At 43.3% G+C, this 12,298-nt stretch carries 7 protein-coding genes; all 7 read left to right on the top strand.

Translation table 11 applies throughout. The annotated features are described in order from the left end of the window. Positions 1–29 precede the first annotated feature (29 nt). Entirely contained in the window at positions 30–1,907 is a 1,878-nt protein-coding gene (locus KTO63_RS00850; RefSeq protein WP_217789222.1) for a RagB/SusD family nutrient uptake outer membrane protein, read from the top strand. Between the two features lie 134 nt (positions 1,908–2,041). After that, complete coding sequence (locus tag KTO63_RS00845; RefSeq protein ID WP_217789221.1) at positions 2,042–3,340, top strand: IPT/TIG domain-containing protein; 1,299 nt, start codon at positions 2,042–2,044, stop codon at positions 3,338–3,340. A 66-nt stretch (positions 3,341–3,406) separates the two neighbouring features. Continuing rightward, a complete protein-coding gene (locus KTO63_RS00840) occupies positions 3,407–4,579 on the top strand; it encodes a glycoside hydrolase family 76 protein (RefSeq protein ID WP_217789220.1) in 1,173 nt (390 codons plus the stop codon). Positions 4,580–4,986: 407 nt separating this feature from the next. Continuing rightward, positions 4,987–7,170, top strand: a complete 2,184-nt coding sequence (locus tag KTO63_RS00835; RefSeq protein ID WP_232372975.1) for a hypothetical protein — start codon at positions 4,987–4,989, stop codon at positions 7,168–7,170. A gap of 148 nt (positions 7,171–7,318) precedes the next feature. Next, positions 7,319–9,586: a GH92 family glycosyl hydrolase gene (locus KTO63_RS00830; protein WP_217789219.1), complete on the top strand. Its 2,268-nt coding sequence runs from the start codon at positions 7,319–7,321 to the stop codon at positions 9,584–9,586. A gap of 70 nt (positions 9,587–9,656) precedes the next feature. After that, complete coding sequence (locus KTO63_RS00825; RefSeq protein WP_217789218.1) at positions 9,657–10,577, top strand: endonuclease/exonuclease/phosphatase family protein; 921 nt, start codon at positions 9,657–9,659, stop codon at positions 10,575–10,577. Positions 10,578–10,787: 210 nt separating this feature from the next. Next, positions 10,788–12,233, top strand: coding sequence for a glycoside hydrolase family 125 protein (locus KTO63_RS00820; RefSeq protein ID WP_217789217.1), 1,446 nt, complete (start codon positions 10,788–10,790; stop codon positions 12,231–12,233). Positions 12,234–12,298: the final 65 nt, after the last annotated feature.

The raw sequence follows: 12,298 nt of genomic DNA, 5'->3' as shown, positions 1-12,298 counted from the left end.
GAAAACCCGTACTGATAAATTATTATAATATGCAGAAAGCGATATATATACTGGTGTTCGCATTGGCACTGGGTTCATGCAATAAATTTCTGGACCAGGTACCAGATGATAAATTAACAGAGGCCGATACCTGGAAATCATGGGCAACTGCCAATAAATTTTTAGCCAACGTTTACTCCCACGTACCCGATGAATTCGGCCAGCGTGATGGTGGCAAATACACTGCCAGCGATAACTACAACAACGGCGGCATCTGGACAGGCGGAAGCGATGAAGGTGAATTCTTATGGGGCTTTGTTCGTTCGAACAACGTGAACATTGGCGCATGGGACGCAACTTCCGATTTTGTAAAAACATACTGGACAAATTACTACCAGGGTATACAAGGTGCGAGCACTTTCATCGCAAACATTGATTTGGTGCAGGATCAGGCGCTTACCAATGATTTGAAGAAACAGTACAAAGCAGAAGCAAGAGCGCTGAGAGCTATTTACTATTACAATTTGATGCGTATCTATGGTCCGGTTGTATTGATGGGACAAGCTCCTGTAGATCCAAACGCGACATTGCAGATACCCCGTAACTCAATAGATGAAGTAGCAGATTTCATTTCTTCAGAGTTGACGACTGCAGCGGTTGATCTTCCTGTTACTCCAAGTTCAACAGGTGATTACGGCCGTGTTACAAAAGGCGTCGCAATGGCTTATAAAGCACAAGCGTTGTTGTATGCTGCAAGTCCTTTGTTTAACGGAAACACAGATTATGCTAACCTGAAAAACAAAGACGGCAAACAACTGATCTCACAAACATACGATGTTACAAAATGGAAAAAAGCAGCAACAGCGTATGCTGATTTCATGACTACTTTTGTACCTGGCACTTATAGTTTGTACAAAGAAACAGATGCAGATCCATTCATGGCGGCTTACAAATCATGCCGCAACGTATTGTTGACAGATTGGAACAGCGAAGTGATCTTTTCCAGGAAAGGTTCCGTTGACTCGAGACAATATGAACTGTGCCCTCGTCATGATGGCGCACCAAGTGGAGACGTAAAAGGCGGTACAGGTTTGGCTGCCACACAAACCATGGTGGACGCGTTCTTCATGGCAAATGGCATGAGTCCTGTGACAGGCTACAACAGTGATGGAACGCCTATTGTGAACGCTGCATCGGGTTACCAGACTTCTGGTTTCTCATCTTTCAAAGCGCCTTCTACAAACACTACATTGGGTGCAAAAGCTGTATTCAACCAGTGGATAAATCGCGAGCCTCGTTTTTATGTAAACATTACCTACAATCGTGCTTACTGGATCAATCAAAACTATCCTGTAGAAACTACTGTGTTCAAAGGCGGTAACTCGGGAAAAGCTGCTGATGGTAGTGGTGGTGACTATTCTGTTACCGGTTATGTGGTGCGTAAATCAATGAGTACAGGTAAATGGGGCAACAACTCAGATCACAAATTGACTTTGCTGCGCCTTGCAGAATTGTACCTTGGTTATGCAGAAGCTTTGAATGAATCTGACTACGGTGCAAATCTTACCGAGACATTGAAATACCTTAACCTGATTCGCGAAAGAGCGGGCATTCCTCAATATGGTACAGGAGCTAATGCGTTGCCTGTTCCGGCAAACCAAACAGAAATGCGAGATGCGATCAGAAAAGAACGTCGCGTAGAGTTGGCATTTGAGAACAGCCGTTTCTTCGACGTACGTCGCTGGAAAATTGCAGAGACAACAGAGAACGGTAAAATGTGGGGCATGAACATCGATGCGGTAGAGTCTGCTTTCTATAACTTGAAATCATTCGAAACACGCGTGTTCACTAAAAAACACTACTTGTTCCCGCTTCCTCAAACTGATATTAACAACGATACACAATTAATTCAAAATACAGGATGGTAATAGACGCTAAATGCCTAACGTTTAATACTGAACGCAGAATCCTATACTTCGGAAACTCTGCATTTGGGCCACTTGCGTTAAGCGTTAGGCATTCAGCGTTAAGCATTTGTTCACACTAAAAATTTCAAACAACCATGACACTCAATATAAAATCATACTTATCAATTCTCGTTTTATTCGCAGCGATTGCTTTTTCAGCATGTAAGAAAGAAGATACGGGCGATGGCCGATACAATGCCAACTATCCAATGCAGATCGCTTCATTTGCGCCAATGGAAGGTAATGTAGGCACTGAAATTTTGATCAAAGGAAGAAATTTTTCGACTGATACATCTAAAATAAAAATCAGCATCAATGGCATTCCGTTAAAGGTTATCAACTCTAATGGAACCGAAATCATGGCGGCGATCACAACAAGAACAGGAACAGGTCCTGTGGTGATCAACATCGCGGACAATGCGATTGTAAGCGTTGATAATTTTACCACAACTTATGCATACAACGTAAGTACGTTGGCCGGTACAGGTGCTGCTGGTTTTCAAAACGGATTGGGTAAAGCTGCTTCCTTCCACTTCAGCGATGACGTAGATGGTCACGGCAACGTAAGATGCCAGATGTCAATCGACAACAATGGTAACTTGTTCGTTCCGGATCCGGGCAACAAAGCAATCAGAAAAGTTGATCCTGCGGGAAACGTTACTACTTTTTACCAGGATGCATCCCTAAACAATGTTTGTGCAACAGCTGTAGATGATGCAGGCAATGTGTACACAGCAGACAGAAACGGAGATGGCGACAATTGTAAAGTTCGCAAAATCACTCCTGATGGTCAGGTTCTGGTGTTGGGTACAATCAACAGAGAGCTTACAGCGATTGCGATCAACAAAACAACAGGTGCTATTTATGTATCTGCATTCTATGGCGACGGTATCTTCCAGATTAAAAATGGTAACGCTACAAAAGTCATCAATCACTCGCTTCCTTGTAACGTAACGATTGACTCAAAAGGTAACCTGTATGGTACACACTACGATGATCAAACAGTTATCAAATACACCTACGATGCTGCGGCTGATAAATTCGACGGCGGCACAATCGTAGCTGGCCAGAATAAATCAGGTGGTTGGGTAGACGGCATCGGAACCAACGCAAAATTTAACCGTCCATGGGGTATTACAGCCGATGCAGACAACAACCTGTATGTTGTTGGCCAGGGAGAAGGCGATAACAGCAACTGTGTTCGCAAGATCGACGCACTCACATCTGCCGTAACAACCATTGCAGGTAAAGGTGATGCAAGAGGAAATGTTGATGGCGATGGTCCTACCGTTGCAAGATTCAATGGTCCTTCAGGAGTTGCAGTAGCTAAAGACGGTACTATCTATGTACTCGACAGAGACAACAACGCTATCAGAAAAATTACCGTACAATAACATTTATTATCTAAAGTATCATGAGCCGGTTGCTCATCAGGCAACCGGCTTCTCAAAATATTTGCAATGAAAAAAACACTTTCATTATTCGTAGCACTGGGCATTGCTACCGGGGCCGTTACATCCTGCTCCAAAAGCAACAGCAGCACAGTCACTCCGCCCGTATTGGCACCGGTTGACACGCCATACACCTCACAAAGTGTATTGACAGCTTACGATAACTTCAACAGATTTTTACTCGATACTACCAATCATCTGTATTATAAAAACACCGGCAAAACAGGCTTCGGTGCTATATGGACGCAGGCTACCTACTGGGACATGGCGATGAATGCCTACAAGCTCACAAAAGATGACAAGTACAAACAACTGATTGAAAACATCTACCAGGGTGGTCTGAAACAATACGACAATTATAACTGGGACAATGGTAAAGTATGGTTCATCTATGATGACATTATGTGGTGGGTAATTACACTGGCCCGTGCTTATGAAGTAACCGGTGATGCCAAATATCTTGCTCACTCAGAAGCAGGCTTCAAACGTGTATGGTCAGGCTCAAAAGTGGTGGGAGATGATGGGTCATATGACAAAGTAAACAGCGGTATGTTTTGGCAATGGGATCAGGGTAATCCGACTGCGCCAAGGACAGACAATGGTAAAATGTCCTGCATCAACTATCCGACAGTGGTGGCAGCAATGACTTTGTACAATGCCACGAAGAACGAAGACTACTTGAACAAAGCAAAAGAAATCTATTCATGGTCGCGCAATAATCTTTTCAATACAAGCAATGGAAAGGTTGCTGATTCAAGACATGGCAACAGCAATGACTGGACAGTGCACACCTACAACCAGGCAACATGTATTGGTGCTGCGGTAATGCTTTACAACCAAACCAAGGATGAAGCCTATCTGAAGGATGCAGTATTGGCAGCAGACTTTACTGAACACTATATGTCAGATGCAAACGGCATTCTTCCATACGAAGGCGGTGAAGAGCAAGGCGTGTACAATGCTATTCTTGCTCAATACATGAATCGTTTGATCCAGGACGGCAACAAACCTGCATACTTGCCGTGGCTGCGCAAGAACATTCAACAGGCCTGGAGCATGCGGGAACGCAGCACCAACCTGACGGCGAAGAACTACTACTCAAAACCGGCATTCGATCTTTCAGTGTATGATGCGAGCAGCATTCCGGCGTTGATGTTGATTGCACCACCAGCGGGTAAATAATTGAAAGTTGAAAATTGAAAATGGTAGGGGCGAATCGCATTCGCCCTGATCGCTCCACAGAGTGGCGAATTGAAAGTTGAGAGTGGAGAGTTGTTAGTTGACAGTTGTTAGTTGTTAGGCTTCAGTGAAGCGATTCAAATTGAAGCCCAACAATGAATACACCAATATCAGACTCGTAGAAAGCAATAAAGAAAGACTGCTTGTCATCCCGACGAAGGAGGGATCTGGGTGCTTATGTACGCAGAATGTTTGCTGGTGTTAAACCCAGATCCCTCGTGCCTCGGGATGACAAGCATCATTCACTACATTTTTTCGAGCAGCTTAGATAAACGACTTTGAAATTAATTTTTATCAAAAGGTTCTGTGCAACTTAGTGTTCGCAGCAGAACCTTTTAATTTATTGCACCATGAAGACGAAAATGTGCGGTCTATTTTTTGTCGCAAGCATATTGTGTGTTGCCCAAGGCCAAAGCCAGCAAGCAAAAAGCAAAAATGCAAAACGCGAAAAAACAGCATTCCAGGTATCCGCTCCGTGGAAACCGGATTATGATGTACGTTCTGATATTGCCATTGTGTACGGCATTCATGATGATGGCGGCAATTTTGCGGAACGCGTAAAAGTCTGGAAAGAAAAAGGCTACACCGTGCATTTTATGACAGGCATTGCGTGGGGACAATACCAGGATTATTTTCTTGGCAAATGGGATGGCAAAACGCATTGGGATGAAGGGCAGGTGACGAGAAAAAATGATACTATATGGCACGGACATTATGTGCCTTACATTGTGCCGACAGAAAATTACATCAACTACATGAAGTCGCTGGTGAAGCAAGCGATCGATGCGGGCGTGGAAGCGGTGCATTTGGAAGAGCCTGAGTTCTGGGCAAGATCAGGTTACAGCGATTCGTTTAAAGAGGAATGGCAAAAATATTACGGCTTCGCATGGATGCCGCAGCATGAATCGCCTGAGGCGACTTATCTCTCCTCTAAACTCAAATATCATTTATACTACAACGCCCTCAAAGAAGTTTTTCACTACGTAAAAACATACAGCAAAAGCATAGGACGTGATGTGAAATGCTATGTACCCACTCACTCTCTTATCAACTACTCCCTCTGGGAAATAGTGAGCCCGGAAGCTAGCCTGGCAAGCCTTCCCGACATCGACGGCTACATCGCACAGGTATGGACAGGCACGGCACGAGAAGCCATTTATTTTAATGGCGTAAAAAAAGAGCGTGTATTTGAAAACGCATTTTTGGAATACGGTTCCATGGTATCAATGACTGCACCAACCGGTCGCAAAGTCTTTTTCCTTACCGATCCCATTGAAGACAGAAGGCAAACCTGGGACGATTACAAACGAAATTACCAGGCAACTTACACTGCGCAGTTATTGTATCCAATGACAGCGGATTATGAAGTAATGCCTTGGCCCAACAGAATTTATCTCGGAAAATTCAAAGTAGAAAATACGCAATCAGTAGAAGGTATTTCACCAGCGTATGCCACACAAATGCAAGTGATGGTAAACGCATTGAATGACATGCCGCTTTCACTAAACAAAGTGAGCGGTAGTCATGGCATTGGCGTGTTGTTGTCAAATTCTCTGATGTTTCAACGTTTCCCAACGCATGCTGGTTACGAAGATCCCGCATTGTCCAACTTTTACGGAATGGCAATGCCCTTGCTGAAAAGAGGCGTTCCTGTTGAAACCGTTCACATTGAAAATACGGGATACAAAAACACATTGAAGGATATTAAAGTGCTGGTGATGAGTTACGCCAACATGAAGCCATTGTCTGCAGAGTATCATCAACACATTGCAGATTGGGTGAAAAAAGGCGGCGTGTTGTTGTACTACGCAAAAGACACTGATCCGTTTCAAACCGTAAAGGAATGGTGGAACACAAACGGCAATCATTACAAAGCACCATCAGAACATTTATTTCAAACACTCAACATACAAGAAGTTGCCGGCCAGGAAGAATATACCTGCGGCAAAGGAAAAGTATTTATCGTTCGAAAAGACCCTAAAGAGCTCGTCTTGCAAGGCAATGGTGACGAGGCTTTTATCCAGCAAATACGAAAAGCATACGAGCAATATGCTCATGCAGGCAAGCTGGTTTTTAAAAATAATTTCACGTTGCAAAGAGGTCCTTACATTATTGCATCCACACTGGATGAAAACGCAGACAAACAGCCATTGCAACTAACCGGCAGCTTCATTGATCTTTTTGATCCTGGGTTGCCGGTACTTTCTTCCAAAACAGTGCAGCCAAATGAACAGGCGTTTCTCTATGACTTGTCAACGGTCAAAAAGAGCAAGCAGCCACAAGTATTGGCAACCGCTGCAAGAATATACGATGAAACATTCAGCAACAATGTTTACAGCTTTGTAGCCAAAAGTCCGTCGAACACAAATAACGCAATGCACATCATCATGCCTGCAAAGCCAGTGTCCGTTTCGATCGACGGCGTTAATCAATCTGTTTCTCCGCAACAATGGGATGAAAGAACGAGAACGCTGTTGCTTAAATTCCCGAATAAAAGCGAGGGAGTGAGAGTGGAATTGAAAATTGAAAATTGAAAGTTGAAAATGGAAAACGCGGCGTGCGTAGGGGCGAATCGCATTCGCCCAGCAAGCTACACAACAACAGGATTTGTTGAACAAAATCCGTGCAAATCCGTCTAATCAGTGTCATCTGTGTGCCAAAAAAAGAAAATACAGCATAGAAATGAGAATCAAAGTTTTGTTTTTTGTTGGAGTTATGATGTGCAGCAAGCTATTTGCACAAACCGACCTTGTAAAATATGTGAACACGTTACAAGGCACCAATTCAAGTTTCGAACTTACCCGTGGAAACACGTATCCCACAACAGGCTTGCCTTTTGGCATGAACACCTGGACGCCGCAAACAGGCAGAAATGGCGATGGCTGGAAATATCAATACACTAAAACAACCATCAGAGGTTTTCAGCAGGCGCACCAATGCAGCTCATGGAGCAACGACTACGCAGTCTTTTCCTTCATGCCTGTTGCCGGAAAATTGGTGGTGAATGAAGACGAACGTGCGACAGGTTTCAGTCATGCCAAAGAGACTGCAAAACCAAGCTATTACAGCGTTCAACTCGACAACGGCATTACGTCTGAAATTGCACCAACAGAAAGAGGCGCACATCTACGTTTTACTTTTCCTAAAAAGCAAGACAGCTACGTTGTGCTCGATGGTTACACAAGAATGAGCATGGTTAAGATCATTCCTGAAAAAAGAATGATCATCGGCTATGTGAACAATGGCCATCAAACACAACAATCAAATTTTAAAAACTATTTCGTCGCTGTTTTCGATAAACCCTTTATTGCTTACGGAACCTGGGAGAACAGGAAGAACACTGTTCAGTCGGGCAAAGACAGCGCACAAGGTGAAGGCGTTGGTTCGTACATTCAATTCAAAGCTGGAGAGAAGGTACAGATCAAAGTGGCTTCATCTTACATCAGCATTGAGCAGGCGCAATTGAACCTGCAAAAGGAATTGGGCAGTTTTAAAACATTGGACGACACCAGAAAAGCTGCTACCAATGTGTGGAACAAATACCTTTCACAGATAATGGTAGAAGGCGGTTCAGAAGAAGACAAGGCAACTTTTTATTCATGCTTTTTCAGGGCAAGTTTATTTGCACGTCAGTTCTTCGAATACGACAAAGACGGCAAGCCATATTATTACAGTCCGTACGATGGAAAAATACATGCCGGTTACATGTACACCGATACCGGTTTTTGGGATACGTTCCGCGGACAATTTCCTTTAAATACCATCTTGCATCCGCAAATGCATGGCCGGTACATGCAAGCATTGCTCGATGCGCACGACCAGTGTGGCTGGTTGCCATCGTGGTCGTTCCCGGGCGAAGGCGGAAGCATGATAGGCAATCACGCGATTTCATTATTGACAGATGCATGGGTAAAAGGCATTCGCACATTTGATCCAAACAAGGCACTGGCAGCATACTTTCATGAAGCAACAAACAAAGGTCCCTGGGGACCTGCAAACGGCCGTCACGGCTGGAAGGAATACTATCAGTTAGGTTATGTGCCATATCCGGAAGTGGGCGAGGCAACTGCAAAAACATTGGAGTATGCGTACGATGATTTTTGCGGCTATCAACTGGCGAAAGATGTGAAGGCGCCATTTTATGCCGACGTTTTTTCAAGACAAATGTATAACTACCGCAACGTGTATGATTCTGCAACTGGTTTCATGCGTGGCAAAAATGCAAAAGGGGAGTGGACAAAAAACTTTGATCCTTCCGAGTGGGGCGGACCTTTTACAGAAGGTTGTGCGTGGCATTGGGTTTGGTCTGTATTTCATGATGAGCAGGGCTTGATCAATATGCTGGGTGGCGATCAAAAATTTGTTTCCAAACTGGATTCTGTGTTCTCTCAGCCCAATACTTTCAAAGTTGGCACCTACGGCAGACCTATTCATGAAATGACAGAAATGGTTATGGCAAATATGGGGCAATATGCACATGGCAATCAACCCATACAACACATGATCTATCTTTACAATTACGCAGGAGCGCCATGGAAAGCACAGTTTCACGCACGTGAGGTAATGAAACGATTGTACAACGCAACAGAAAATGGTTATCCCGGCGATGAAGACCAGGGGCAAACGTCTTCCTGGTATGTGTTGAGTGCGCTGGGTTTTTACAGCGTTTGTCCTGGTACAGATCAGTATGTGATTGGAAGTCCTGTGTTTAGCAAAGTGACGATCAACCTTGAGAACGGAAAGCAATTTGTTATCAAAGCCAATGGTAACAACAATTCTAACGTCTATATTCAAAATGCAGCGCTTAACGGTAATGTGTATACGAAGAATTTTATTCGTCACGAAGACATTGTGAATGGTGGTTTACTGGAATTTAATATGGGCGATAAACCAAACCAGTCAAGAGGTTTGCAGAAAGAGGACAGACCATTTTCATTAACTGAAAAGTAGTTTATGCTATCGAAAAGTTATTTTTCATAACTTTTGCCACAATTATCGAATAGTAAAGCAATTAAATTTTATGAACAAAAGAACCTTTGGTTTATTTGCACTTTTACTAATAGTGTTAATGAATTCAGTGTATTCTCAAAAATTTAAAGTCGGCACATACAATATCCGTTATGCAAATGGCGGAGATTCCTCACATGCGAATGGTTGGGGGCAAAGATTGCCGGTAATAACAGGATTGATCAGGTTCCACGATTTTGACATTTTCGGCACGCAGGAAGGATTTTACAAACAGCTGGAAGAAATGAAAGCAGGGCTGCCCGGTTACACCTACATAGGAGTAGGGCGTGATGATGGCAAAGAGAAAGGCGAGCACTCAGCTATTTTTTATAAGACAGATAAATTCGAACTGCTCGATCATGGTGATTTCTGGTTATCAACAATAACCGATAAGCCCAACAAAGGCTGGGACGCTGCATTGCCGCGTATTTGCTCCTGGGGTAAATTCAAAGAGAAGAAAACAGGCTTTATCTTTTTTATGTACAACCTGCACATGGATCACATTGGCGTAGAAGCAAGAAGAGAAAGCTGCAAACTGATCCTCAAAAAGATCCAGGACATGAAAACAAAAATTCCTGTGATCCTCACCGGTGATTTTAATGTGGATCAAACAAACGAAAGCTATACGTTGCTGAATACTTCTGGCCTCTTACGCGATGCGTACGAAACCACGGAGATACGTTACGCCACGAATGGTACGTTCAACGATTTTAAAACAGACACGAAAACAAGCAGCCGTATCGATCATATTTTTTTGACAAAGAACTTTAAAGTACTTCGCTATGGCATCCTAACAGATACCTACAGAGCCGAAATACCTGTTAGTACCGATTCTATCCAAACCAAGAATTTTCCCAAGGAAGTTTCTTTGTATCATTACGAAGCAAGAGTACCTTCGGACCACTTTCCGGTTTTAATCGAGTTAGGGTACTAATCTTGAAAATACAGGAACGCAGATTTTCATGATTGTCATGATTTTTTATGATCTTTTAATATGTAGGCTACATCGCTCATTTATATTCTACTGTACAAGTGTGCGACGCAACGTTGTTTAATTTTTATTCTATCGTTGACCTCCCAAAAAAATCTTGACAAAACATGACAATCATGAAAATCAGCGTTCTCTCTCTAAAAAAACAGCTATATGAAACGTAGACAATTTATTCAAAATGCAGGCATACTGGGCGCTGGAGCCATGGTAAGCAATTGGGCATTCGGCGGTATTTCGCTGGCAAATGATTTTCCTGTGGTAAGAACACCGCTTGAAAAAAGACATTTTAACAGCGCGGCTATAGAAGCGGCTATTACCGAGTTCAAAGCAAAGTCAAAGAACAAAGAACTCGGCTGGTTATTTGAAAACTGTTTTCCGAATACTTTGGATACGACCGTTGATTTTGAGATGATTAACGGCAAGCCTGATACATACGTTATTACCGGCGACATTGATGCAATGTGGCTTCGCGATTCATCGGCGCAGGTGTGGCCTTATCTTAGTTTTTGCAAAAAAGACGAAAAGCTGCAACAGCTGATTGCCGGTGTAATTAACAGGCAATGCAAGTTCATTATTAAAGATCCTTATGCGAACGCTTTCTATAAAGATGAAAACAAAGTAAGCGAATGGAAAGAGACTGACATCACGGACATGAAGCCGGGTGTGCACGAACGCAAATGGGAAATTGACAGCTTGTGCTATGCCATCAGGCTTAGTCATGGATACTATAAGGCAACGGGCGACAAAACGCCGTTTGACGAGCATTGGCTTACTGCCATGAAACTGATCGTTAAAACATTTAAAGAGCAACAACGCTTCAATGGCCAGGGACCATATTCGTTCCAACGCAAGACAGCCTGGGCCACAGACGGTGTTCCGATGGGCGGCTACGGTTATCCTGCCAAACCAAACGGTTTAATTTGCTCAATGTTCAGGCCGAGCGATGATGCTACAATTTATCCTTACCTGATTCCTTCCAACTGTTTTGCGGTGGTGTCGTTATGGAAACTTGCAAAAATGGCTGAAGAAATATTCAGCGACAAAGCGTTTGCAAACGAGTGTAATGCTTTGGCCGCGCAGGTTGAAGCAGCCATCTTTCAACATGCAGTGTACAACCATCCCAAATTTGGTAAAATACTTGCCTACGAAGTGGATGGTTATAGCAGCCTGAACCTGATGGATGACGCGAACATTCCTTGCCTGTTGTCATTGCCTTACTTATTGGGTGAAGACATGGCCCGTTTCAATAAAGGACAGGCTGCACCAATCATTGCTAACACAAGAAAATTCGTATTGTCTGAATACAATCCTTTCTTCTTTAAAGGAAAAGTTGCGGAAGGAACCGGCGGCCCGCATATCGGGTTAGACATGATTTGGCCAATGAGTATCGTAATGCGTGGCCTCACAAGCAACAACGACGCCGAAATAAAAAATTGCATTGACACCTTGGTGAAAACGCATGGTGGCAAGGGTTTCATGCATGAGTCTTTCCATAAAGACAATCCCGAAAAATTCACGCGTTCATGGTTTGCATGGGCAAATACAATTTTCGGAGAGTTTGTTTGGAAAGTGTATAAAGAGAAACCGCATTTAATTTAAGAGTTTGATTAAGAGTTGTTAGTTGTTGGTTGTTAGTTGTTAGACTTCAGTTTTGGATAGTCGTC

Origin of the sequence: Pinibacter aurantiacus (genome assembly GCF_019130065.1) — a bacterium.
Taxonomy (GTDB): Bacteria; Bacteroidota; Bacteroidia; order Chitinophagales; family Chitinophagaceae; genus Pinibacter; species Pinibacter aurantiacus.
This window is presented reverse-complemented; position numbering and strand designations above follow the sequence as displayed.